Here is a 24,086-nt window from a genome sequence, read left to right on the forward strand (position 1 = left end):
GAACCGGGCGCACCGCCTACGGCCGGTCGAGCCGCAGCCGGTCCGCCTTCGGCAGTCCCGCCACCACCAGGTCGTAAGAGTCCTCGATCAGCTCGCGGAACACCCGGTCGGGCACCCCGGACACCGTCACCGTGTTCCAGTGCCGTTTGTTCATGTGCCAGCCCGGCACCACCGCCTCGTACTTCTCCCGCAGCCGCACCGCCTCGTCCGGGTCGCACTTCAGGTTCACCGTCAGCGGCCGGGCGTCCAGCGCGCTGAGCGCGAACATCTTGCCGAGCACCTTGAAGACGGAGGTCTCGGGGCCGAACGGGAACTCCTCGGCGCTCGCGTTGAACTCCAGGCAGAAGGCCCTCAGCTGCTGCGGGGTCAATCCTCGTCCTCCCCCTGTGGCGCCACGGGCTCCACCAGCACCGTGACGATCTTGTTGCGGCGGCCCGCCGGGGACTCCGCGGTCAGCCGCAGCCGGCGGCCGTCCGGCAGGTCGACCACGGCCGAGGCCCCGGCGATCGGGACCCGCCCCAGCGCCTTGGCCAGCAGTCCGCCGACGGTCTCCACGTCCTCGTCGTCGTACTCGTCGAGGCCGAACAGCTCCCCGAGGTCGCCGATGTCGAGGCGCGCGGTCACCCGGAAGCAGTCGTTCCCCAGCTCCGTGACGGGCGGGAGCTCACGGTCGTACTCGTCGGTGATCTCGCCGACGATCTCCTCGAGGATGTCCTCGATGGTGACGATGCCCGCCGTGCCGCCGTACTCGTCGATCACCACGGCGACGTGGCTGCGCTCCTGCTGCATCTCGCGCAGCAGGTCACCGGCGTTCTTGGTGTCGGGCACGAAGGCGGCCGGCCGCATCGCGGTGGAGACCAGATCGGCCTCCGACTCGCGGTTGATGTGGGTCTTGCGGACCAGGTCCTTGAGATAGACGATGCCGACGATGTCGTCCTCGTTCTCCCCGGTGACCGGGATGCGCGAGAAACCGGAGCGCAGGGCCAGGGTGAGCGCCTGCCGGATCGTCTTGTAGCGCTCGATGCAGACCAGGTCCGTCCGCGGCACCATGACCTCGCGCACCAGCGTGTCGCCGAGCTCGAAGACGGAGTGCACCATGCGGCGCTCCTCGTCCTCGATCAGCGACTCCGCCTCGGCGAGGTCGACCATCGCGCGCAGTTCGGCCTCGCTGGCGAACGGGCCCTTGCGGAAACCCTTGCCCGGGGTCAGCGCGTTGCCGATGAGGATCAGCAGCTGCGGGATCGGGCCCATGACCCGGGCCAGCGGCAGCAGGACGTACGCCGCGGCGGTGGCCGTGTTCAGCGGGTGCTGGCGGCCGATGGTGCGCGGCGAGACGCCGATGGCGACGTAGGAGACGAGGACCATCACGCCCATGGCGACGGCCAGCGCCTCCCAGGTCTGCGGAAATTCCTTCAGGCAGGCGTACGTGACGAGCACCCCGGCCGACATCTCGCAGGCGACCCGCACCAGCAGGGCGACGTTGAGATAGCGGGTCGGATCCGCCGCGACCTGCTCCAGCTTCCCGCTGCCGCGCCGCCCGGAGCGGACCGCCTCGGCGGCCCGGAAACTGGAGACCCGGGCGATGCCCGCCTCCGCGCAGGCCGCCAGCCAGCCGCCGACGACCAGCAGAACGGCCCCGAGAACGAGAGGAACACTCACGAGACGGTGGGGGCGGGCGACGGGCCGGTCAGGCCGTGCTCGGCGCGCCAGCCGTCGACGATCGCGGCCTGGAGGCCGAACATCTCGGCCTTCTCGTCCGGCTCCTCGTGGTCGTACCCGAGGAGGTGCAGCACTCCGTGGACGGTGAGGAGCTGGAGCTCCTCGTCCATGGAGTGCCGGGTCTCCGCGTCCTCGCCCTGCTTCTTGGCGACCTCCGGGCAGAGCACGATGTCACCGAGGAGTCCCTGCGGGGGCTCCTCGTCGTCCTTGGCCGGCGGACGCAGCTCGTCCATCGGGAAGGACATGACATCGGTCGGGCCCGGGAGGTCCATCCACTGGATGTGGAGCTGTTCCATGGCGTCGGTGTCCACCACGATCACCGAGAGCTCGGAGAGCGGGTGGATCCGCATCCTCGCGAGTGCGTAGCGGGCGATGTCGAGGATCGCCTGCTCGTCGACCTCGGTTCCGGACTCGTTGTTGACGTCGATCGACATGGTGCGCTGCTACTGCTTCCCGTTGTGGCTGTCTCGGTTGTCGTACTTCTCGTACGCGTCGACGATACGGCCGACGAGCTTGTGCCGGACGACATCCTGGGAGGTGAGCCGGGAGAAGTGGACGTCCTCGACGCCGTCCAGGATCTCCTGGACCTGGCGCAGACCACTCTTGGTGCCGTTCGGCAGGTCGACCTGGGTGACGTCACCGGTGATGACGATCTTCGAGTCGAAGCCGAGCCGGGTCAGGAACATCTTCATCTGCTCGGCGCTGGTGTTCTGCGCCTCGTCGAGAATGATGAACGCGTCATTCAACGTACGGCCACGCATGTACGCCAGGGGCGCCACCTCGATCGTGCCCGCGGCCATCAGCCGGGGGATGGAGTCGGGGTCGAGCATGTCGTGCAGCGCGTCGTAGAGCGGGCGCAGATACGGGTCGATCTTCTCGTAGAGCGTGCCGGGCAGGAAGCCGAGCCGCTCGCCCGCCTCGACCGCGGGCCGGGTCAGGATGATCCGGTTGACCTGCTTGGACTGCAGGGCCTGGACGGCCTTCGCCATGGCGAGATAGGTCTTGCCGGTACCGGCGGGGCCGATGCCGAAGACGACCGTGTGCTTGTCGATCGCGTCGACGTACCGCTTCTGGTTGAGCGTCTTGGGGCGGATCGTGCGACCGCGGCTGGAGAGGATGTTCTGGGTGAGCACCTCGGCCGGTGTCTCCTCGCCGTCCCCCTCGCCGCTCTCCGTCGCCCTGAGCATGGCGATCGAGCGTTCCACTGCGTCCTCCGTCATCGGCTGACCGGTGCGGAGCACCAGCATCATCTCGTCGAACAGGCGCTGGATCAGAGCGACTTCCGTCGCGTCCCCGGCGGCGCTGATCTCATTTCCCCGGACGTGGATGTCGGCCGCCGGGAAGGCCGTCTCGATCACGCGCAGCAAGGCGTCGCCCGAACCCAGAACGGTCACCATCGGATGGCTGGCGGGGACGGTGAAGTGGGCTCGCGCCTGCCTCGGCGCAGGGGTCTGGGCTGTGGGTGTCTGAGTCATGGGCCGGCTCTGTGGCCTGCACATACCTCCCGTTGCAAGGTTCTCGCCGATCGACAACCTCTCGGATCTACAAGCCTACGACTCCGCACCGACAACACCGAGGGCTTTTTCGCACACGCTCACGAACAGCCGTGCCCGGCCGTCAGGCGGGATGCCGGAAGCCGATCGTCGGGACCGCGCGGCGCAGCGGCCAGGGCCGGGCGGCGGCGGGCAGCAGTTCCTCCAGGAAGGCGTACCGCTGGAGCGCGGCCGGGTCCTGGTCGGCGAGGGTGCGGATCTGCTGCCACCAGGCGGCGATCTCCGCCCAGCCCGGCGCCGACAGCGATCCGCCGAACTCCTGGACCGAGAGCGCCGCGGTCAGCCCGGCGAAGGCCAGCCGGTCGGCCAGCGGCCAGTCCGCCAGGGTGCCGGTGACGAAACCGGCGACGAAGACGTCGCCGGCACCGGTGGGGTCGAGCGCCTCGACCTCGATCGCGGGCACCTCGGCGCTCTCCCCGGTCGCCGAGTCCACCGCGTACGCGCCCTCCGCGCCCAGGGTGACCACGGCGAGCGGCACGCGCTCGGCCAGGGCGTGGGCGGCGGCGCGCGGGCAGTCGGTGCGGGTGTAGCGCATCGCCTCCTCGGCGTTGGGGAGGAAGGCCTGGCAGTGCTCCAGGTCGGCGAGGGCGTCCAGGTCCCAGCGGCCGGTCTCGTCCCAGCCGACGTCGGCGAAGATCCGGGCGCCGTTGCGGGCCGCGGTGGCGACCCATGGTTCGCTGCGGCCGGGGGCGAGCGAGGCGACGGCGGCGCGGGCGCGGGGCGGGCAGCGCGGGAAGGACGCTTCCCCGGCGAGGAGGGCGGCTCCGTGGGCGCCCTCGGGGCCGGGGGCCTCGTGGCCGTGCGAGACCATCGTCCGCTCGCCCTCGTACGCCATCGAGACGGTCACCGGCGAGTGCCAGCCGGGGACGGTGTGCGACATGGACAGGTCGATGCCCTCGCCCTGCTCCAGGGCGTCCCAGCAGTACTCCCCGTAGTGGTCGTCGCCGAAGGCCGCGGCCAGCGAGGTGTGCAGCCCCAGTCGCGCCAGGGCGGTGGCCATGTTGGCGACGCCGCCGGGGCTGGAGCCCATGCCGCGGGCCCAGGACTCGGTGCCGCGCACCGGGGCGCTGTCCAGGCCGGTGAAGATGATGTCGAGGAAGACCGTGCCGGTGAGGAAGACGTCGCAGTCCGGGTCCTGCGGGGCGCGCAGCCCGTCCAGTGGGTCGATACCTGGAATGTCCGTGCTCACCTTGCACTCCCCGGTCGTGGCAGATCCGGCCAGTGTGCCCGATTCACCGCCGCAACCGGAGGGTGCGCGCCGTCGGCGCGGGAAGGCCCGCCGCAGCGCCCCACATCCAGCCACTGACCTGCATAAACATGCGCTGCTACCCGTACCCCCGGAACGTAAACACATAAGTGACCCAGATCACACGAGGGCGCCTTTCGGCCGGCTGGCCGCGGTTGATACAAATTGGCCCGCGAGCCCCTTCGGCGACGGTTGCCGACGAGTGGCCCGAATTCCCCGCATTTCCCGCTTTGCCCTCCCCTGCCTTCTCTGCCGTATCGGCATGTCTTCAGGAACGCCCATGTCCTCGCGCCCTCGCGCCGCGTGGCCCCTGGTCGCCGTGTTCACCGCCGGTTACCTCGCCGCCTATCTGCTCCCCACCATCGTCGGGCGGCTCTCCGTCTGTCTCGGCCTCAGTACGGCGCAGTCCGGTCTGGTCGGCAGTGCCCTGCTGCTGAGTTCGGCGACCGCCGGGTTCACGCTGGCTGGCCGAGTCGAGACGTACGGGCCGCGGCGGCCGGCCCGGATCGGGCTGGTACTGGCCATGGCGGGGTACGGCTGCGCCGCCCTGGCCGGGTCGGTGCCGCTGGTGGTCATGGGCGCGATGATCGGCGGCTTCGGCTCCGGTACGGCGACCGCGGTGGCCGCCTCGGGCATCGCCGCCCAGCGCGATCCGCACCGGACCTCGTCGCTCGGGCTGCTCAGCGTCTCCGCGACGGCGGGCGCCCTCTATCTGACGATCCCGCACCTCGGCGGCGGCCACCGGCTGCCGTTCGCCTCGATCGCCCTGGTCGCCCTGGTCGTCTGGCCGGCCACCGCACGGCTCGGCGGCGCCGTGCCCGCCGGCCCCACCGCCCCGGCCGCCGCCCGGCTGCCGCACCGCCGTTCCGGTCTGGTGCTCGCGGGCGGCATGCTCGTCTGGTCCATGGCGCAGAACGCGCTGTGGGGCGTCAGCAGCCGGATCGGGGTGGACCGGGTCGGGCTCTCCGAGGTCACCATCGGCGCGGTGTTCGCCGCCGCGCTCGGCGCGGGTCTGCTCGGGGTGATGGGCGCCGGGGTGCTGGGCTCCAGGCTCGGCCGGGCGGTGCCGATCGGTCTGGGCACCGTGATCATCGCGGCGAGCATCGTGCTCAGCTCGTCGGCCGGGAGCCTCGGCCAGTTCGCGACCGGCGAGATCCTCTGGAACACGGTCTACCCCGTGGTCCTGTCGTACCTGATCGGCCTGGCCGCCTCCCTGGACGTACGCGGCCGCTGGGCGGTCCTCGCAGGCTCCACGTCCTCCGTCGGCGTGGCCTGCGGGCCGATGCTCGGCAGTGTGCTGTCCGAGCAGGCCGGCTACCCGGTCATGGGCCTGATCCTGGGCGCCCTCACCCTCCTGGTCGCGGCCCCGGTCACGGCCGTCGCCCTGCACACCGGTGGCCGCCCGCTGGTGCCGGGATCGGTGCGCCGCAGGGGCGGCGCCCCGGCCGCGCTGCTCGCCGTCACCACCGGAGCGGTGCCGGGCGCCGTGCCCAAGCTGGGCGCGCCCGAGCAGGCCGTCACGGAGATCAGCCTGCCCGTGCGCCGCAGGCGCCCGGTCCGGGGCGCGTTCCGGACGGCCGGCCCGGCGGGCGGGGCCGGTCAGTCGAACGCGTACGCCTCGACCTCGGACAGATAGCGCGCCCTGCGCTCCTCGTCGTGGTCGAGGAAGGCCGCCTCGAAGGAGTTGCGGGCCAGCGTGCGCAGCTGCTCCTGGTCCAGACCGAGCGCCTCGCGGACGGCGTGGAAGGTGTCCCCGACGTATCCGCCGAAGTAGGCGGGGTCGTCGGAGTTCACCGTGCAGAGCAGTCCGGCGGCCATCATGGCCCGCAGCGGGTGATCCTCCAGGGTGTCGATGGCGCGCAGCCGTACGTTGGACAGCGGGCAGAGGGTGAGCGGCACCCGGTCCGCGACCAGCCGCTTCACCAGCTCCGGGTCCTCCATGCAGCGCAGCCCGTGGTCGATGCGCTCCACCCCGAGGACATCCAGGGCCTCCCGGATGTACTCGGGCGGGCCCTCCTCGCCGGCGTGCGCGACCTTGCGCAGCCCGAGCGCCGCGGCCGCCTCGTACACCTCGCGGAACTTGGCGGGCGGGTGGCCGACCTCCGCCGAGTCGAGGCCGACCGCGCTGATCCGGTGCAGATACGGCTTCGCCGCCTCCAGGGTCAAAAGCGCCGATTCGGCCGACTGGTCGCGCAGGAAGCACATGATCAGCTGGGTGGAGATGCCGTGCTTCTCCTCGCTGCGGTCCAGCGCCCGGCCGAGCCCCTCGACGACGGTGCCGATCGGGACTCCGCGGGCGGTGTGCGCCTGCGGGTCGAAGAAGATCTCCGCGTGCCGGACGCCCTGTGCGGCGGCGCGGGCGAGGTACGCGTCGGCGAGCTCCTCGAAGTCCTCCTCGGTCCGGAGCACCGCCATCAGCGCGTAGTACAGGTCCAGGAAGCTCTGCAGGTCCTCGAAGAGGTAGGCGGTGCGGAGCTCCTCGGTGTCGGCGTACGGCAGTTGCACGCCGTTGCGCCGGGCGAGCGCGAAGGCCAGTTCGGGTTCGAGGGTGCCTTCGATGTGGAGGTGGAGTTCGGCTTTGGGGAGGTGCACGGGTTTTTCACGCTCACAGACGGTGGTGCTGATGTGGTGCTGGTGTGTTCAGAGGTGCCGGGTGGGCACGCGGACCCGGCCGAGGTCCTGGGCGACGGTCAGTTCGCCCTCGTACCCCGCCGCGCGGGCCTGGGCCTCGAAGGCGGCCGGGTCGTCGTACCGCTGCGAGAAGTGCGTCAGCACGAGGTGCCGTACACCCGCGTCCCGGGCCACCCGGGCCGCCTGGCCGGCGGTCAGATGGCCGTGGTCGGTGGCGAGCCGTTCGTCCTCGTCCAGGAAGGTCGACTCGATGACCAGCAGGTCGCAGCCCTCGGCGAGCACATGCACGCCCTCGCAGAGCCTCGTGTCCATGATGAACGCGAACCGCTGGCCGCGCCTGCGCTCGGAGACGTCGTCGAGCGTGACGCCGCCGAGGGCGCCCTCGCGCTGGATCCGGCCGACGTCCGGGCCCTTGATGCCGTGCTCGGCGAGCTTCTCCGGCAGCATGCGCCGCCCGTCGGGCTCGACGAGCCGGTAGCCGAACGACTCGACGGGGTGCGAGAGCCGGTGGGCGCTGAGCGTGTACGCGTCGGTGGTGGCGAGCACCCCGTCGGCGTCGACCGGGGCCTCGGTCAGCTCGACGGACTCGCGGTAGGCGGTGGCGTACCGCAGCCGTTCGAAGAAGTGCTGCCCGCTCGCCGGGTAGTGCGCGGTGACCGGGTGCGGGACCTGGTCGAGGTTGATCCGCTGGATCACCCCGGCCAGGCCCAGCGAGTGGTCGCCGTGGAAGTGCGTGACGCAGATCCGGTCGATGTCGTGCGCGGCGACACCGGCCCGCAGCATCTGGCGCTGGGTGCCCTCACCGGGGTCGAAGAGGATGCCCTCGCCGTCCCAGCGCAGCAGATAGCCGTTGTGATTGCGGTGTCTGGTCGGGACCTGGCTGGCGGTGCCGAGGACCACGAGTTCGCGTACGGACACGGTGTGCGACCGGCCGCTCTAGCCGGGGGGCCACTGCAGTCCGCGGCCGCCCAGGACGTGGGCGTGCGCGTGGAAGACGGTCTGGCCGGCGCCGGCGCCGGTGTTGAAGACGACCCGGTACCCGGTGTCCACGATCTTCTCGTCGGCGGCGACCTGCCCGGCCTCACGCAGTATGTCGGCGGCGATCGCCGGCTCGGCGGCGGCGAGCGCGGCGGCGTCCGGGTGGTGGACGCGGGGGATGACGAGTACGTGGGTGGGGGCCTGCGGGTTGATGTCCCGGAAGGCGACGGTGGTCTCGGTCTCGCGGACGATGGTGGCCGGGATCTCGCCCGAGACGATCTTGCAGAACAGGCAGTCGGGCTGCGGTTCTCCTGCCATGGGGCGGCTCCTCGGTAGGCGGTGATCGTTGTACGGCATGGTATCGGGCCCGGAATCCAGCCTCTCCGGCGATTGAGGAGCGGGGGCCCGGGGGCAGCGCCCCCGGTTACGGGAAGGGCGGGCAGGGGCACACGCCCGCCGCAGGCGCACCCCACCCGCGCCCCACCCCCTACGCCTCCGGCAGCTCCGGCGCCCGCTTCGCCGGCGTCCGCGCCAGTGACGCCAGCGCGATCCGGATCGCCTCGTCCAGCTGCGGGTCCCGCCCCGCCACATGGTCCTGCGGCGTCATCACGACCTCGACATCGGGATCGACCCCGTGGTTCTCCACGCCCCAGCCGTAACCCTCCAACCAGAACGCGTACTTGGGCTGGGTGACCGATGTCCCGTCCACCAGCCGGTACCGGCCGTCGATGCCGACCACGCCGCCCCAGGTCCGGGTACCGACCACCGTCCCGATGCCCAGCGCCTTGATCGCGGCGTTCACCACGTCGCCGTCCGAGCCGGAGAACTCGTTGGCCACGGCGACCAATGGCCCGCGCGGCGCGTCCTGCGGGTAGCTGAACGGCAGCCTGCCGCGCGGCATGTCCCAGCCGACGACGCGGCGGGCGAGCTTCTCCACGATCAGCTGCGAAGTGTGGCCGCCGCGGTTCTCCCGGACGTCCACGACCAGCCCCTCGCGGGCCACTTCGATCCGCAGATCGCGGTGGAGCTGCGCCCAGCCCGAGCCGACCATGTCGGGGACGTGGAGGTAGCCGAGGCGCCCGCCGGAGTGCTCGTGCACATACGCCCGCCGGCCGGCGACCCACGCGTGGTAGCGCAGCGCCTCCTCGTCGGCGAGGGGTACGACGACGACATGGCGGGGGTCGCCGCCGTCCACCGGCGAGACGGTCAGCTCGACCGGCTTGTCCGCCGAGCCGGTGAGCAGCGGGCCGGGCCCGGTCACCGGGTCGACCGGGCAGCCGTCGACGGCGAGGATCGTGTCCCCGGCGCGCACCGCCACCCCGGGCGCGGCGAGCGGCGAGCGGGCCTCCGGGTCGGAGGTCTCGGACGGCAGGATCCGGTCGATGCGCCAACCGCCGTCCTCCGCACGGGAGATGTCCGCGCCGAGCAGCCCCTGCCGGGCCGAGTCGTCGCACCATCCGCCGGACGGCCTCACATAGGCGTGCGAGGTGCCGAGCTCCCCCTGCACCTCCCACAACAGGTCCATCAGGTCGTCGTGGGTGGCGACCCGTTCCAGCACCGGGCGGTAGCGGTCCAGGACCCCGTCCCAGTCGAGGCCTCCCATGTCGGGGCGCCAGAAGTTGTCCCGCATGATGCGCCCGGCCTCGTCGTACATCTGGCGCCATTCGGCGGCCGGTTCGAGGGTCCGCCGGATCCGGGAGAGGTCGACGGTGACGCCGCCGTCGCTGCCGCCGTCCTCGTCGTCGGCGGAGACATGGCTGTCGGACGGTACGACGCGCAGCTTGCCCCGGGTGTGCAGGACGATCCGCTTGCCGTCCCCGCTGACCGCGAAGTCCTTGACGCCCGAGGCGAGTTCCTCGCAGCGCAGCTTCTCCAGGTCGTACCGCTCCAGCACGGTCTCGGGCCGCCCCGAGTCGGGCGTGGCGCCGCTCGTACCGAGCACCCCGGTCACCGGGTGGCACAGCCACAGCAGCCCGTCCTTCGCGGCCCGCAGCGTGGAGTAGCTGGCGGCCTCGACGGGCAGCGGCAGGATCCGGTCGGCGAGCCCGTCGAGGTCGATGCGGGTGACGGGCAGCGCGGTCGGGTTGTCCTGGTCGCCCTCGCCGCCGCCCTTCTCCTTCTCGGCCGGGCGGCCGTGGCGCTGCGGCCCGAACGGGGAGGGTGTGGTGGCGGCGAGCGTGAGCAGATACGGGCGGCAGGCGCCGATGAACGCCAGGTCGAAGACATGGGCGTCGTAGACCGGGTCGAAGGACCGCTCGGAGAGGAACGCGAGGTGCTTGCCGTCGCCGGTGAACGCGGGAGCGAAGTCCCGGAAGCGCAGCGGGGTGGCCTCGGTGACCGAGAGGTCGGCGAGGTGGGCGAGCTTGAGCCGGCTGAGCGGCTCGGGGCCGGGGTGGGACCAGGCGAGCCAGGCGGAGTCGGGCGAGAAGGCGAGGCCGGAGGCGTCGCCGTGCTCGCTGCGGTCCACCTCGTGGACTTCGCCGCTCTCCCGCTCGACGATCAGGACCCGCCCGTCGTGCGCGGCGACGGCGAACCGGCTGCCGTCGGGGGCCGGGGCGAGGTCGAGGACCCTGCCGATGCGACCTGCGGCGAGGCGGCGCGGAGCGGAGCCGGGGGCGGTGCCGGTGGCGGGTGCGCACTCCAGGGCGTCGTCGCCCTCGGCGTCGGTGACCCAGACGACGTGCTGGTCGCCGTCGGCCTGGAAGGTGCGGGGCAGCCGGGCCCGTACGCCCGGTTCCGCGGCGAGTACGCGGGCCGGGCCCCCGCGGTGGGTGACCCAGTGGACGGCGCCGCGCGTCCCGACGGCGCTGCCGCGGCCGGTGCGGTCCGGGGAGGCGGAGTCGAGGTGGCTGCCGGCGTGCACGGAGTGCGGCTGGAGGTCGGTGCGCTGGCCGCCGAGCCGGATGTCGAGGCGGCGGGGGCCGTCGCCCTCCAGGCCGTCCAGCAGCCAGAGTTCACCGGCCGAGGCGTAGGCGACTCGGGTGCCGTCGGTGGTCGCGTGGCGGGCGTAGAAGCCCTCGATGCCGGTGTGGCGGCGCAGACCGGAGCCGTCGGGAAGCGAGGAGTAGAGTGCGCCGACGCCTTCGTGGTCGGAGAGGAAGGCTATGCGCTCCCCCACCCACATCGGGCACTCGATGTTCCCGTCGAGCTCCGCGTGGATCCGTACGAACTCCGCCGGGCCGTCCGCCGGGGGCTCCTGCTCGATCCACAACTTGCCTGCCGTGCCGCCCCGGTAGCGCTTCCAGGTGGCGGCCTCGCGCCCCATCGTGACCGAGAGCAGCAGGACCCGGCCGCCGGGCCCGTACGCGAGCGATCCCACCGGCCCGTACGGCAGGGTCCGCGCGGGCCCGCCGTCGACCGGGACGGCCCGGGCCCAGGTGCGCCGGTGCGAGGCCTGCCCCTGGGCGCTGATGACCAGCACCTCGCCGCCGGGCGTCCAGCCGTGGACGGCGGTCTGCTCGTCGCCCCAGTAGGTGAGCCGTTGCGAGGGGCCGCCGTCGGCCGGTGCGACGTGCACCTCGGGCACCCCGTCCCGGGTGGACGTCCAGGCGACCCGGGTTCCGTCGGGCGATATCCGTGGGCCGGTGACAGGCCGGTTGTCGGCACTGACGCGCCAGGCCCGGCCGCCGTCCAGCGGCGCCAGCCAGACATCGTCCTCGGCGGTGAAGGCGATCGAATCGCCCTGGACATGGGGGTATCGGAGGTAGGCAGGCTGTGTCACACCGATCACCCTAGGCCGCGGCCATGCTCTGCGTAACCGGGTTGGCCGGAGTACGACGGGCCGCCGGGCGCCCGCCGGACTCACTTGCCCCTGGGCGCTTCGGTCACCGTCACCGTGACGGTGACCGTCGGCCGGAAGCCGGCGCCGCCACCGGCCGGCGGCGGGTTCACCACGGCGGTCGTGGGGGTGTCGTCGCAGTCGCCGAGCGCATCCGCCCGGAAGACGGACCTCCCGCCCGCCTTCGCGGTCAGGTCGCCGAGCACACACCGCCCGCCGAGCTCCTGGGTGACCTTGCCGGTGAGCGTGATGGCCTCGCCGTTCCCGGTCTTGCCGGTGCAGTCGACGTCCGCGATCCGGTGCGCGGAGGCGGCGGGCGAGGCAACCCCGATCCCGAGCCCCTCCCCGTCGACTCCGGCGGTGCAGTTCAGCCACCGCACGTCGACCCCGTTGCGCTCCAGTGCGCCGGTGCCGGCCTGATCGGTGGTCACGGCGATGGACACGGAGTTCAGTCCGCCCACGGGCTCACAGCCCACAGCACCCGCGACCGCCGCGACCACGAGTGCGGACACGGCCAGAAAGCGCCGTTCTCTTCCCCGGGCCCATGCCCTTGTTGTCCCCATACGGGCAGCTTCCCACCGTTCGCCCGCGAAGCGGTAGACGGCTTGCGGCCGGAACCGCGAGCGGCTCCGGCGCACGCGACGGGGCGCACAGCGGGCGCACGGCGGGGCTCACGACAGGGGTCACGACCAGCGGCCGGTGCGCCCCAGCAGCAGTGCCGTCGCCGCCGTGCCCGCCGTCGAGGTACGCAGGACGCTCGCCCCGAGCCGGCAGGTCCGGGCGCCCGCCGCGGCGAAGACCGCCAGCTCGTCCGGCGACACACCGCCCTCGGGACCCACGACGAGCACGATCTCGCCCTGGGCGGGGAGCCGGACGGTGGCCAGCGGCTCGCTGTCGTGCCCCCGGTCCTCGTGCAGCACGGCCGCGAAGTCCGCCGCGTCCAGCAGCGCCGCGACCTGCTTGGTCGTCATCGCCTCGGCCACCTCGGGGAAGCGCACCCGGCGGGACTGCTTCCCCGCCTCCCGGGCGGTGTTGCGCCATTTGGCGAGGGACTTGAGGCCGCGGTCGCCCTTCCACTGCGTGATGCAGCGCGCCGCCTGCCAGGGCACGATCGCGTCGACGCCGGTCTCCGTCATCGTCTCCACGGCGACCTCGCCGCGGTCGCCCTTGGGCAGGGCCTGGACGACGGTGATGCGCGGTCCGGGCACGGGCTCCTCCCGGACGGCGCCCAGGCCGGTGAGGACGAGCCGGTCCTTGCCCTCGGCGGCGCCGACTACGCCTTCCGTCCAGTGGCCGCGCCCATCGGTGAGCACGACCTCCTCGCCGGCGCGCAGCCGCTTCACCGACACGGCGTGCCGGCCCTCGGGCCCCTCCAGGACGAACTCGGGCCCCTCGGGGACCTGTTCGACGACGAAGACCGGTGCGGTCACTGCGTACTCCCTGTGCTCACTGCCGTCCGTGCGGCGTCCAGTTCCTCGGCGAGCAGCCGGACCAGCCGGCCCGCGGGCAGCTCGCGTGCCATCCGGTGTCCCTGGCCCGCCCACAGCGCCATGCCCTGCGCGTCCCCGGCCTTCACCGCCGCCTTGCGCAGCCCGGCGGTCAGATAGTGGACCTGCGGGTAGGCGGCGGGGGCGTACGGTCCGTGCTCGCGCATGAACCGGTTGACCAGGCCCCGGGCCGGGCGGCCGGAGAACGCCCGGGTCAGGGCGGTCCGTACGAACAGCGGGTTGGTCAGCGCCTGCTTGTGCAGCGGGCTCGCCCCCGACTCGGGGCAGGCGAGGAACGCCGTACCGAGCTGTGCCGCCTCCGCGCCCGCGGCGAGCACCGCGGCGATCTGGGAGCCGCGCATCAGCCCGCCCGTGGCGACGATCGGTATCTGCACGGTCTCACGGACCTGGGACACCAGCGAGAGCAGCCCGATCCCGGTGCCGTCGGTCTGCGGGTCGTCGCGGTGGGTGGACTGGTGGCCGCCCGCCTCGATGCCCTGGACACAGACCGCGTCGGCGCCCGCCCACTGGGCGGCCTGGGCCTCCTCGGGCGTGGTGACCGTCACGACGGTGTACGTGCCGACGCCGGCGAACGCGTCGAGGGTGTCGCGGGTCGGGCAGCCGAAGGTGAACGAGACGGCCGGAACCGGGTCCTCCAGGAGGATGGCGAGTTTGGCGTCGTAGTTGTCGTCGCCGCCGGAGTCCGTGTCGCCGAGCGGGGTCTCGTACCAGGCGGCCTCGCCCGCGAGCTGGTGCCGGTACACCTCCACGGCGCTCGGGTCGGCGAGCGCCGGCTGCGGCATGAAGAGATTGACGCCGAAGGGCCGACCGGACAGCCCGCGCAGCTGTTTGATCTCGTTGTACATGCCGTCGGCCGTCTTGTACCCGGCGGCGAGAAAGCCGAGCCCGCCCGCCTCGGAGACGGCTGCGGCGAGCTGCGGACCGGACGAGCCGCCCGCCATCGGGGCCTGCACGATCGGATACCGGCAGAGATCGGTCAACGCGGATGACATGACCGCATCGTGTCACGTCCGGCGCGGCGCGGGGCGCGCGGGACAAGGTCCGCTTTGTACTCAAACGCCGGACGGGCCCGTCGAGCGGGCCCGTCCGGCGTCCGGAAAGGGTGCGGCAGACCGGTCAGCGGCCGTTGAAGGCGTCCTTCAGCCGGGAGAACAGCCCCTGCTGGCCGGGCTGGAACTGGCCGGTGGGCCGCTCCTCGTTGCGCATCTTCGCCAGGTCCCGCAGCAGTCGCTCCTGCTCCGGCTCCAGCTTCGTCGGGGTCATCACCTCGACGTGCACGATGAGATCGCCGCGCCCGCCGCCGCGCAGATGCGTGATGCCGCGTCCGTGCAGCGGGACCGACTGGCCGGACTGGGTGCCCGGCCGGATGTCGACCTCCTCCAGGCCGTCGAGCGTCTCCAGCGGCACCTTGGTGCCGAGCGCGCCCGCCGTCATGGGGATGGTGACCGTGCAGTGCAGGTCGTCGCCCCGGCGCTGGAACACCGCGTGCGAGAGCTCGTGGATCTCCACGTACAGATCGCCGGCCGGGCCGCCGCCGGGGCCGACCTCGCCCTCGCCCGCGAGCTGGATGCGGGTGCCGTTGTCGACACCGGCGGGGATCTTCACGGTGAGCGTGCGCCGCGACCGGATGCGGCCGTCGCCGGCGCACTCCGGGCACGGGGTCGGCACAACCGTGCCGAAGCCCTGGCACTGCGGGCAGGGCCGCGAGGTCATGACCTGGCCGAGGAAGGACCGGGTGACCTGGGAGACCTCGCCGCGGCCGCGGCACATGTCACAGGTCTGGGCGGAGGTGCCGGGGGCGGCGCCCTCGCCGCTGCACGTCGTGCAGACGACGGCCGTGTCGACCTGGATGTCCTTGGTGGTGCCGAACGCGGCCTCGGCCAGATCGATCTCCAGCCGGATCATCGCGTCCTGGCCGCGCCGGGTGCGCGAACGAGGTCCGCGCTGCGACGACGTACCGAAGAACGCGTCCATGATGTCGGAGAAGTTGCCGAAGCCACCTTGTCCGAATCCGCCCGCGCCACCGCCGCCGGAGGCGGACAGCGGGTCGCCGCCGAGGTCGTAGACCTGCTTCTTCTGCGGGTCCGACAGCACCTCGTAGGCGGCGTTGATCTCCTTGAACCGCTCCTGGGTCTTCGGATCGGGGTTCACATCCGGGTGCAGCTCGCGGGCGAGCCGACGGAATGCCTTCTTGATCTCGTCCTGGGATGCGTCGCGGCGCACGCCGAGTACGGCGTAGTAGTCCGTGGCCACTTACGACTCCGCCAGGATCTGTCCGACGTAACGTGCCACTGCGCGTACCGCTCCCATCGTTCCGGGGTAGTCCATGCGGGTCGGTCCGACCACGCCGAGTTTGGCGACTGCCTCGTCGCCCGAACCGTAGCCGACCGCGACGACGGACGTGGAGTTGAGCCCCTCGTGGGCGTTCTCGTGCCCGATACGTACGGTCATGCCCGAGTCCTTGGCCTCGCCGAGCAGCTTCAGCAGCACGACCTGCTCCTCCAGTGCCTCGAGCACCGGCCGGATCATCACAGGGAAGTCGTGCCCGAAGCGGGTGAGGTTGGAGGTGCCGCCGATCATCAGCCGCTCCTCCGTCTCCTCGACGAGGGTTTCGAGCAGGGTGGAGAGCACGGTGGACACGGTTCCCCGGTCCTCGCTCTCGAAGGATTCCGGCAGATCCTGCACCAGTTGCGGGACATCCGCGAAGCGGCGGCCGACGACCCGGCTGTTGAGCCGGGCCCGCAGATCGGCGAGAGAGGTCTCGCCGAACGGGGCGGGGCAGTCGATCATGCGCTGTTCGACCCGGCCGGTGTCCGTGATGAGCACGAGCATCAGCCGGGCGGCCGCCAGCGACAGCAGCTCCACGTGCCGCACCGTCGACCGGGTCAGCGAGGGGTACTGCACGATGGCGACCTGCCGGGTCAGCTGCGCGAGCAGCCGTACGGTGCGGCCCACGACGTCGTCGAGGTCGACCGCGCCGTCGAGGAAATTGTGGATGGCACGGCGCTCCGGCGACGAGAGGGGCTTGACCCCCGCGAGCTTGTCGACGAAGAGCCGGTAGCCCTTGTCCGTCGGGATGCGTCCGGCACTGGTGTGGGGCTGGGCGATGAAGCCCTCGTCCTCCAGCACCGCCATGTCGTTGCGGACGGTCGCCGGGGAGACCCCCAGCTTGTGCCGCTCGGTGAGCGCCTTGGAGCCGACGGGCTCCTCCGTGCCGACATAGTCCTGGACGATGGCGCGGAGCACTTCGAGTCTGCGTTCGCTGAGCATCGCGCACACCTCCAGCTGTGTTCCTCGGTGGTTCTCGGGACGTTCCTGTTTCTCTGCCCAGGAATCCGCTTGGCACTCTGTCAACGCGAGTGCCAGCAATCCCCCGGCCAGTGTACGGCGGCCGAGTGGGGACCTAGCAAGGGCGACCGGCCACGCTACCGCGAGACCGCGCAGGTCGTTTGCCGATAGCGTCCCGGTATGGATGCCTCTTGGGAAGAGTTCGGGTGGGAGCGACTCGGTCACGGAGTGGGCCGGCGCCGCCTTCCCGGATGGGACGCGACGGTCGCACTGGTGGCCGGGACGGACGGAGTGCTGCTCTACGACACCGGATCGACGCTCCGTGAGGGTGCCGAGGTAAAGGCCCAGGCCCAGGCTCTGCTGGGCCGGAGGGTGACGCATATCGCACTCAGCCACCCCCATTTCGACCATGTCCTGGGCACCGCCGCGTTCTCCGGCGCCGAGGTGTACGGGGCGGTCGGCCTGGCGGAGCTGCTGGAGCGGGGGGCTGCGGATCTGCACACCTCGGCGGTGCGCCAGGGGGTCGGTGAGCACGACGCGACGGAGGCCGTCGACGCGCTGGTGGTCCCGCAGCACCAGGTGTGCGGCGAGTGGACGCTCGATCTGGGCGGCGGGCGCGAGGTGCTGCTGGCCGACGTGGGCCCCGCGCACAGCGGCCACGACCTGGTGGCGGTGGTCCCCGGCTCCCCCGCGATCGTGCTCTGCGGCGACCTGGTCGAGGAGTCCGGCGAACCGCAGGCGGGCCGGGACGCGTTCCCCGCCCGCTGGCCCGCCGCGCTGGACCGGGTGCTGGCGCTGGGCGGCGAGGACGCGGTGTACGTACCGGGGCACGGGGCGGTGGTGGACGCGGCGTTCGTACGGGACCAGCGCGAACAGCTGGCCGTACGCTTCGGCGTGTCGTGACCCTCAGGGCCTATCGTCGTCCGGTGCGCAGCTACCAGCCGGACCTGACCCCGCCGTGGAAGAGGTCCGCCCCCGTTCCCGAGGTCCCCGCCGAAACCGATCTGGTCGTGGAGGAGGTCTCCACCGGATTCTGCGGTGCGGTGATCCGCTGCGAGAAGACGGCACAGGGTCCGACGGTGACCCTGGAGGACCGCTTCGGCAAGCACCGGGTCTTCCCGATGGAGCCGCGCGGCTTCCTGCTGGAGGGGCGGGTGGTCACCCTCGTCCGCCCCTCGTCCGCCGCTCCGGTGCGCCCCACTCGTACGGCCTCGGGTTCGATCGCGGTCCCCGGGGCGCGCGCCCGGGTCGCGCGGGCGGGCCGGATCTATGTGGAGGGCCGGCACGACGCGGAACTGGTCGAGCGGGTCTGGGGCGACGACCTGCGGATCGAGGGCGTGGTCGTCGAGTACCTGGAGGGCATCGACGACCTCCCGGCCATCGTGCGCGAGTTCTCCCCCGGCCCGGACGCCAGGCTGGGCGTCCTGGTCGACCACCTGGTCCCCGGCTCCAAGGAGTCCCGGATCGCCGACCGGGTGTCGGACGCGGACGTGCTGGTGGTCGGCCACCCCTACATCGACGTGTGGGAGGCGGTGAAGCCGTCCTCCGTGGGCATCACTGTCTGGCCGGCGGTACCGCGCGGCCAGGACTGGAAGACGGGCGTGTGCCGCGCGCTCGGCTGGCCGGAGAACACCGGCGCGGCCTGGCAGCGCATCCTGTCCACGGTCCGCTCGTACCGCGACCTGGAGCCGTCACTGCTGGGTTCGGTAGAACACCTGATCGACTTCGTGACCGCGCCGGAGTAGGGCCCCTCCGGCGCGCCCCGCCCCTCAGTCCACCAGGTCCCGCACCACCGCGTCCGCCAGCAACCGCCCCCGCAGGGTGAGCACCGCCCGCCCCTGCTCGTACGGCCCGGACTCCAGGAGCCCGTCCGCCAGGGCGCGGCGGGACGCGGCCAGCCCGGCCGGGGCCAGCAGCGACAGCGGGCAGCCGTCGGCGAGCCGGAGCTCCAGCAGGATCCGCTCGACCCGCCGGTCCTCCGCGGAGAGGATCTCGCGCCCGGCGCCCGGCGACCGCCCCTCGGCCAGCGCCTGCGCGTACGCCCCCGGGTGCTTCACGTTCCACCAGCGCACCCCGCCGACATGGCTGTGCGCCCCGGGCCCGGCGCCCCACCAGTCGGCCCCGCGCCAGTACAGCTCGTTGTGCAGGCACCGGCCCCCGGGCGTGCGGGCCCAGTTCGACACCTCGTACCAGGAGAAGCCCGCCGCCGCCATCGCCTCGTCGGCGATCAGATAGCGGTCGGCGTGGACGTCGTCGTCCGTCATCGGGACCTCGCCGCGCCGGATCCGTCGCGCCAGCTGCGTCCCCTCCTCGACGATCAGCGCGTACGCCGAGACATGGTCCGGCCCCGCGCCGATCGCGGCGTCCAGCGAGGCCCGCCAGTCGTCGTCGGACTCGCCGGGGGTGCCGTAGATCAGGTCGAGGTTGACGTGCTCGAAGCCCGCCTCCCGGGCCTCGGCGACACACGCCTCGGGCCGCCCCGGCGTATGCGTACGGTCCAGGATCTTCAGCACGTGCTGCCGGGCGCTCTGCATCCCGAACGAGATCCGGTTGAAGCCGCCCTCCCGCAGCTCCGCGAGGTACGCCGGACCGACGGACTCCGGGTTGGCCTCGGTGGTGATCTCGGCGTCGTCCGCGAGGCCGAACTCCTCCCGGATCGCCCCCAGCATCCGGACCAGGTCCGCGGCGGCCAGCAGGGTCGGCGTGCCGCCGCCGACGAAGACCGTGCGGACCGGGCGCGGATCGTCGCCGAGGACCTTGCGGGCCTGGCGGACCTCGCCGATCAGATGCTCGGCGTAGTTGTCCCGGGAGGCCAGCGCGCCGCCGGAGCCGCGCAGCTCGGTGGCGGTGTAGGTGTTGAAGTCGCAGTAGCCGCAGCGGGTCGCGCAGTACGGCACGTGCAGATAGAAGCCGAGCGGCCGGTCGGCTGCGCCTTCCAGGGCGTGGCGGGGCAGCGCCCCGTCGTCGGGTACGGGTTCACCATCGGGCAGTACGGAAGGCATACCGCCCATTGTCGCTCGCCGCCGGGGAACCCCCGGCCACGTCCGTGATCGCGGAGGCCGCCCGTGCCCCGACGCGGGTCCTCACCCGGCCTGGAGCACCAGCAGCGCCAGATCGTCGTCGGGCGGCCGCTCGGCGAACTCGTGCACCGCCCGCTTGATCCGGTCCGCGATCCCGTCCGCCGACAGCCCGGTGCAGCCGGCCAGCGCCTGGGCCAGTCCGTCCCCGTCGTCGAACATCAGCGGTCCGCAGCGCCGCTCCGTCACCCCGTCCGTGACGCACAGCAGGCTGTCGCCGGGTGCCAGCTCGAAGCTCTCGCTCTCGTACGCGACGTCGTCGAAGATCCCGAGCAGCATCTGCGGCTCGGCGGCCGGGCGCACCTCGCCGTCGGGCCGCAGCAGCAGCGGCAGCGGGTGGCCGGCGCTGGCCAGGGTGCAGCGCGCGCCGCCGCCGGGCAACGGTACGAGCTCTCCGTACAGCAGGGACAGGAAGCGGGACTGTCCGGTGTCCGCGGTCTGCTGGCCGCCGGCCGCGGCCACCATGAGCGCGGCGGCCTCGGCGGCCTCCATCGCGTCGTCGAGGAGCAGCCGGTTGAGCCGGTCCAGGACCTCGCCGACGCCGAAGCCCTCGCGGGCCAGCAGCCGCAGCCAGGGCCGGGCGAGGCCGGTGACGACGGCGGCCTCGGGACCGCTGCCCTGCACGTCGCCGAGTACGAAGCACCAGCGGTCGCCGGGGCACGGGAAGATGTCGTAGAAGTCACCGCCGACGACGCCGTCGTCGCTGGGCTCGTACACCAGCGAGCTGGTGACCCCCGGTATGTCGGCGACCTTGCCGGGCAGCAGGGCGCGCTGCAGGATGCGGCTGATGGTGGCCTGCCGGGTGTACTCGCGGGCCGCGCCGACGGCGAGGCCGACCCGGCGTACGAAGTCCTCGATGAGCGCGGTCACTTCGTCGGGGACGCGGGCGAGGCCCTCCCTGCCGAGGAGTACCGCGCCGAGGTTCCGGCCGCCCGAGGTGATCCGGTAGGCGAGAGCGGACACGGCGCGCTCCTCGGTCTCCCCGCCCCCTTCCTCGCCGCCGGGCCACGGCATGGAGACGGGCCCGGTGCCGACCCGCTCGGGGAGCCGGATCGGGTCCTGCTCCAGCAGGGTGCGCAGCTGCCCGGTCTCGGCCTCGTCCCGGTGCCAGACGCTGGCGAGCCGCGGGACTGCCGAGGGGCCGCCGTTCTCGGGTTCCAGCCAGATCGCGCACCAGTCGGCGAGCCTGGGCACCAGTAACTGTCCGGAGAGCGCCGCGACGATGTCCTCGTCGAGCTGGCCGGCGAGCAGGTCCGAGGCCTCGGCGAGGAACGAGAGCGCGCCGCGGCCTGCCCAGTCCGCGTCGTCGCGCAGCGCGCGGCGGGCGGAGGGGGCGAGCAGTTCGGCGGCGCGCAGGCCCTGCTGGAACTCGGGCTCGGCCGCCGGTTCCGGGAAGGGGTTCCAGTCGTCCACGGGGAGCCGGGCCCAGACGGTCTTGAGGCCGGTGCGGTAGGTGATGCCCCAGCGCTCGGCGAGGGTGCCGACGAGCTGGAGCCCTCGACCGTACTCGGCGGGCTCGTCGGGGCCGACGAGGCCGGTGCCCTCCGCCGCGTCGGCCGCGCTCCCGGACTCCGGGCGGTCGCTGCGCACGGCGCGGGCCGGGTGGTGGTCCGAGACCTCCAGCACCAGGGCCGCGACCTCGTCCTCGGTGGCCTCCTCCAGCCGGGCGAGCAGCTCCACATTGGTCCCGGCGTGCACGACCGCGTTGGTGACCAGCTCGCTGACGACGACCTCCGCGTCCTCGGCCACGCGCTGGCTGAAGCCCACGGCCGCCGGCAGTCCGAGCCCGGTCCACTCGCCGAGCGCGGCCCTCAGGAACCGGCGGGCGGCGGAGGGTGCGAGGAGGTTTCCGGGCAGGGACGTATGGGCGGCCGGCCGCGTATCCGCACGGCCTGCGGGAATACCGGGACGCTGAACGATGTCCCGCTGCAAGGGAATGGGCCCCACGGTGCAGCTCCTGACCTGTTCTCGCTCTGTCTGTTCTCGTTGCTGTCTGTCTGTTCTCGTTGGGCGGCGCTGACGACACCGACAGAGTGACAGATGGACCATGCCCATAAGCAACGAGTTGCCGAAGTGAGCGGAGAAAATGAGCGGGGAGGAGCACCGTGGGGACAGGTCCTAGGCTTCGCGGGACCCCGCGTACATCTCGTCGATGAGGCCCTTGTACGCGCGCTCGACGACCGGCCGCTTCAGCTTGAGGCTGGGCGTCAGCTCGCCGTGCTCGATGTCCAGGTCGCGGGGCAGCAGCCGGAACTTCTTGATGGTCTGCCAGCGCTGCAGACCCTCGTTGAGCCGCTTCACATAGCCCTCGATGAGCGCGACGGCCCGCGGGGAGGCCACCACCTCGGCGTACGGCTTCCCGCGCAGGCCGTTCTCGGCGGCCCAGCCGAGGATGGTCGGCTCGTCGAGGGCGATCAGGGCGGTGCAGAAGTTACGGTCCGCGCCGTGCACCAGGATGTTGGAGACGAACGGGCAGACCGCCTTGAACTGTCCCTCGACCTCCGCCGGGGCGATGTACTTGCCGCCGGACGTCTTGATCAGGTCCTTCTTGCGGTCGGTGATCCGGAGGTAGCCGTCGACGGACAGCTCGCCGATGTCGCCGGTGTGGAACCAGCCGTCCGACTCCAGCACCTCGGCGGTCTTCTCCGGCTGTCCGTGGTAGCCCTGCATCAGGCCGGGGCCGCGCAGCAGGATCTCGCCGTCGTCCGCGATCCGTACCTCGGTGCCGGGGAGCGGCTTGCCGACGGTGCCGGTGCGGTAGGCCTCGCCCGGGTTGACGAAGGAGGCGGCGCTGGACTCGGTGAGGCCGTAGCCCTCCAGGATGTGGATCCCGGCGCCGGAGAAGAAGAGACCGATGTCGGGGGCGAGGGCGGCGGAGCCGGAGATGCAGGCGCGCAGCCGGCCGCCGAAGGCTTCACGGATCTTGGCGAAGACGAGAGCGTCGGCGACCTTGTGCTTGGCGCCGAGGGCGAAGGGGACGGAGGCCGTGCCGGTGCGCCGGAAGTTGTCCTGCGAAACCGTGGCGTACTCGCGGGCGACCCCGGCCGCCCACTGGAAGATCTTGTACTTGGCCCCGCCGCCGGCCCGCGCCTTGGCGGCGACGCCGTTGTAGACCTTCTCGAAGATCCGTGGGACGGCGGCCATGTACGTCGGCTGGACCAGCGGCAGATTCTCGATGATCTTGTCGACCCGGCCGTCGATGGCGGTGACGTGGCCGACCTCGATCTGGCCGGAGGTGAGGACCTTGCCGAAGACGTGCGCGAGCGGCAGCCAGAGGTACTGCACGTCCTCCGGAGTGATCAGCCCGGTCGCCACGGTGGCCTTGGCCATGTACGACCAGTTGTCGTGCGGCAGGCGTACGCCCTTGGGGCGGCCGGTGGTGCCCGAGGTGTAGATCAGGGTGGCCAGCTGGTCGGCCGTGATGGCGGCGACCCGCTCCTTGATCGCCTCGGGGTGCTGCGTCAGGTACTCGGCGCCGCGGGCCTCCAGCTCGGCGAGGGTGAGCACCCAGCCCTCCGGGTCGCCCTCGGCGGGTCCGGCGTCCTCGGGGTCGATGACGACGACATGGGCGAGGTCCGGCAGCTCGGCCCGGCGCTCGCGGGCCTTGGCCAGCTGGGCAGCGTCCTCGGCGATGAGCACCCGGCTCCCGGAGTCGGAGAGGATGAACGCCGACTCCTCCGCGTTGGTCGACGGGTAGATCGTGGTGGTGGCGGCGCCCGCGCACATCACACCGAGATCGACGAGGATCCATTCCACCCGCGTGCTGGCGGCGAGCGCGATCCGCTCCTCCGGCTGCACGCCCAGACCGATGAGCCCGGCCGCGATGGCGTAGACCCGCTCGGCGGCCTGCGCCCAGCTCAGCGACTTCCACTCATCGGGTCCCCCGCCGGCGGCCGAGGGGACGGGGTAGCGGTAGGCCTCCCCGTCCGGGGTGGCCGCCACGCGGTCGATGAAGAGGTTCGCCACGGAGGGCGGTCGGTTCTCGATCAAGGTCTGTGTGTCGCTCACGACGTCCTCCGGGCCTGCGGCAGTGCTTCACGACCGGCTGCTGATTGCTGCTTGTTCCTGCGGGTGTCTGCGTGCTTGATCCTGCGGCGCTAGTCCTGCGGGCTTGTTCCGCGCGGGGCTTGTTTAACTGGCGAGTAACTACGAAGCCGTGATCAGGGTAGAGCGCCCGCGTCCACCGCGTAAGAGGCAACGGGCCGCCGCTTCATAACAAACGGGCCCCTGTGTCGCGAGGTACTGCGACACAGGGGCCCGTTCGGACTGCCACCGGGCAGGGGCGGACGGAGCCGGACCCGGGCGCTT

20 protein-coding genes are annotated in these 24,086 nt (G+C 72.3%); 3 read left to right on the plus strand and 17 right to left on the minus strand.

What is annotated here, in order from left to right; translation table 11 throughout:
- Nucleotides 1–16 precede the first annotated feature (16 nt).
- The 5 genes from BT364_RS03610 to BT364_RS03630 all read right to left on the minus strand — a co-directional run bounded on the left by BT364_RS03610 (nt 17) and on the right by BT364_RS03630 (nt 4,461).
- On the minus strand, nt 17–370 hold the full coding sequence (locus tag BT364_RS03610; RefSeq protein ID WP_072483568.1) for an MmcQ/YjbR family DNA-binding protein: 354 nt from the start codon (nt 368–370) through the stop codon (nt 17–19).
- Nucleotides 367–1,659, minus strand: coding sequence for a hemolysin family protein (locus BT364_RS03615; protein WP_072483569.1), 1,293 nt, complete (start codon nt 1,657–1,659; stop codon nt 367–369). Before BT364_RS03615 ends, BT364_RS03610 begins: the two co-directional genes overlap by 4 nt.
- A complete protein-coding gene (ybeY, locus tag BT364_RS03620; RefSeq protein WP_072483570.1) occupies nt 1,656–2,153 on the minus strand; it encodes an rRNA maturation RNase YbeY in 498 nt (165 codons plus the stop codon). Before ybeY ends, BT364_RS03615 begins: the two co-directional genes overlap by 4 nt.
- A 9-nt stretch (nt 2,154–2,162) precedes the next feature.
- The gene (locus tag BT364_RS03625) at nt 2,163–3,194 is read right to left on the minus strand and encodes a PhoH family protein (protein WP_072483571.1); all 1,032 of its coding nucleotides are present in this window, start codon (nt 3,192–3,194) and stop codon (nt 2,163–2,165) included.
- 142 nt (nt 3,195–3,336) lie between these two features.
- Nucleotides 3,337–4,461, minus strand: coding sequence for a carbohydrate kinase family protein (locus BT364_RS03630; protein ID WP_072483572.1), 1,125 nt, complete (start codon nt 4,459–4,461; stop codon nt 3,337–3,339).
- Nucleotides 4,462–4,798: 337 nt separating this feature from the next.
- Here BT364_RS03630 and BT364_RS03635 point away from each other — a divergent pair, with 337 nt between their 5' ends.
- Entirely contained in the window at nt 4,799–6,154 is a 1,356-nt protein-coding gene (locus tag BT364_RS03635; RefSeq protein ID WP_072483573.1) for an MFS transporter, read from the plus strand.
- Here BT364_RS03635 and BT364_RS03640 read toward each other — a convergent pair.
- From BT364_RS03640 to hrcA, 9 genes are all read right to left on the minus strand, one after another.
- Nucleotides 6,118–7,110: an adenosine deaminase gene (locus tag BT364_RS03640; protein ID WP_072483574.1), complete on the minus strand. Its 993-nt coding sequence runs from the start codon at nt 7,108–7,110 to the stop codon at nt 6,118–6,120. The genes BT364_RS03635 and BT364_RS03640 overlap by 37 nt on opposite strands.
- A 48-nt stretch (nt 7,111–7,158) precedes the next feature.
- Complete coding sequence (locus tag BT364_RS03645; protein ID WP_072483575.1) at nt 7,159–8,067, minus strand: ribonuclease Z; 909 nt, start codon at nt 8,065–8,067, stop codon at nt 7,159–7,161.
- Nucleotides 8,068–8,085: 18 nt separating this feature from the next.
- Nucleotides 8,086–8,445 carry a histidine triad nucleotide-binding protein gene (locus BT364_RS03650; protein ID WP_072483576.1) on the minus strand — a complete coding sequence of 120 codons (360 nt, stop codon included), beginning with the start codon at nt 8,443–8,445 and terminating at the stop codon, nt 8,086–8,088.
- Between the two features lie 169 nt (nt 8,446–8,614).
- A complete protein-coding gene (locus BT364_RS03655) occupies nt 8,615–11,848 on the minus strand; it encodes a S41 family peptidase (RefSeq protein WP_072483709.1) in 3,234 nt (1,077 codons plus the stop codon).
- Between the two features lie 80 nt (nt 11,849–11,928).
- A complete protein-coding gene (locus BT364_RS03660; protein WP_072483577.1) occupies nt 11,929–12,417 on the minus strand; it encodes a hypothetical protein in 489 nt (162 codons plus the stop codon).
- Between the two features lie 171 nt (nt 12,418–12,588).
- Nucleotides 12,589–13,335 carry a 16S rRNA (uracil(1498)-N(3))-methyltransferase gene (locus tag BT364_RS03665; RefSeq protein WP_072483578.1) on the minus strand — a complete coding sequence of 249 codons (747 nt, stop codon included), beginning with the start codon at nt 13,333–13,335 and terminating at the stop codon, nt 12,589–12,591.
- On the minus strand, nt 13,332–14,405 hold the full coding sequence (locus BT364_RS03670; RefSeq protein WP_072483579.1) for a nitronate monooxygenase: 1,074 nt from the start codon (nt 14,403–14,405) through the stop codon (nt 13,332–13,334). The genes BT364_RS03665 and BT364_RS03670 overlap by 4 nt, the downstream gene beginning before the upstream one ends.
- A 124-nt stretch (nt 14,406–14,529) precedes the next feature.
- Nucleotides 14,530–15,666, minus strand: coding sequence for a molecular chaperone DnaJ (gene dnaJ / locus BT364_RS03675; RefSeq protein WP_072483580.1), 1,137 nt, complete (start codon nt 15,664–15,666; stop codon nt 14,530–14,532).
- Complete coding sequence (gene hrcA, locus BT364_RS03680; protein ID WP_072483581.1) at nt 15,667–16,683, minus strand: heat-inducible transcriptional repressor HrcA; 1,017 nt, start codon at nt 16,681–16,683, stop codon at nt 15,667–15,669.
- A 198-nt stretch (nt 16,684–16,881) separates the two neighbouring features.
- Here hrcA and BT364_RS03685 point away from each other — a divergent pair, with 198 nt between their 5' ends.
- Both BT364_RS03685 and BT364_RS03690 read left to right on the plus strand, forming a co-directional pair.
- Nucleotides 16,882–17,604, plus strand: a complete 723-nt coding sequence (locus tag BT364_RS03685; protein ID WP_072483582.1) for an MBL fold metallo-hydrolase — start codon at nt 16,882–16,884, stop codon at nt 17,602–17,604.
- A 23-nt stretch (nt 17,605–17,627) separates the two neighbouring features.
- Entirely contained in the window at nt 17,628–18,446 is an 819-nt protein-coding gene (locus BT364_RS03690) for a DUF3097 domain-containing protein (RefSeq protein WP_072483583.1), read from the plus strand.
- A gap of 24 nt (nt 18,447–18,470) precedes the next feature.
- On the opposite strand, the gene hemW is transcribed toward BT364_RS03690, so the two are convergent.
- The 3 genes from hemW to BT364_RS03705 form a co-directional block, all read right to left on the minus strand.
- Nucleotides 18,471–19,712 (minus strand): radical SAM family heme chaperone HemW, encoded by a 1,242-nt coding sequence (gene hemW, locus BT364_RS03695; protein ID WP_072483584.1) that lies wholly within the window; start codon nt 19,710–19,712, stop codon nt 18,471–18,473.
- Between the two features lie 72 nt (nt 19,713–19,784).
- On the minus strand, nt 19,785–21,710 hold the full coding sequence (locus BT364_RS03700) for an ATP-binding SpoIIE family protein phosphatase (RefSeq protein WP_072483585.1): 1,926 nt from the start codon (nt 21,708–21,710) through the stop codon (nt 19,785–19,787).
- A gap of 186 nt (nt 21,711–21,896) precedes the next feature.
- The gene (locus tag BT364_RS03705) at nt 21,897–23,786 is read right to left on the minus strand and encodes an AMP-dependent synthetase/ligase (RefSeq protein ID WP_072483586.1); all 1,890 of its coding nucleotides are present in this window, start codon (nt 23,784–23,786) and stop codon (nt 21,897–21,899) included.
- Between the last annotated feature and the right edge of the window lie 300 nt (nt 23,787–24,086).

The organism is Streptomyces atratus, assembly GCF_900119365.1.
Classification (GTDB): domain Bacteria; phylum Actinomycetota; class Actinomycetes; order Streptomycetales; family Streptomycetaceae; genus Streptomyces; species Streptomyces atratus_B.

What these genes read in the sequence shown, in the direction of transcription:
- ybeY (WP_072483570.1), bottom strand. Translation starts at nt 2,153, where the DNA reads ATGTCGATCGACGTCAACAACGAGTCCGGAACCGAGGTCGACGAGCAG.
- BT364_RS03625 (WP_072483571.1), bottom strand. Translation starts at nt 3,194, where the DNA reads ATGACTCAGACACCCACAGCCCAGACCCCTGCGCCGAGGCAGGCGCGA.
- BT364_RS03635 (WP_072483573.1), top strand. Translation starts at nt 4,799, where the DNA reads ATGTCCTCGCGCCCTCGCGCCGCGTGGCCCCTGGTCGCCGTGTTCACC.
- BT364_RS03650 (WP_072483576.1), bottom strand. Translation starts at nt 8,445, where the DNA reads ATGGCAGGAGAACCGCAGCCCGACTGCCTGTTCTGCAAGATCGTCTCG.
- BT364_RS03670 (WP_072483579.1), bottom strand. Translation starts at nt 14,405, where the DNA reads ATGTCATCCGCGTTGACCGATCTCTGCCGGTATCCGATCGTGCAGGCC.
- hrcA (WP_072483581.1), bottom strand. Translation starts at nt 16,683, where the DNA reads ATGCTCAGCGAACGCAGACTCGAAGTGCTCCGCGCCATCGTCCAGGAC.
- BT364_RS03685 (WP_072483582.1), top strand. Translation starts at nt 16,882, where the DNA reads ATGGATGCCTCTTGGGAAGAGTTCGGGTGGGAGCGACTCGGTCACGGA.
- hemW (WP_072483584.1), bottom strand. Translation starts at nt 19,712, where the DNA reads ATGGGCGGTATGCCTTCCGTACTGCCCGATGGTGAACCCGTACCCGAC.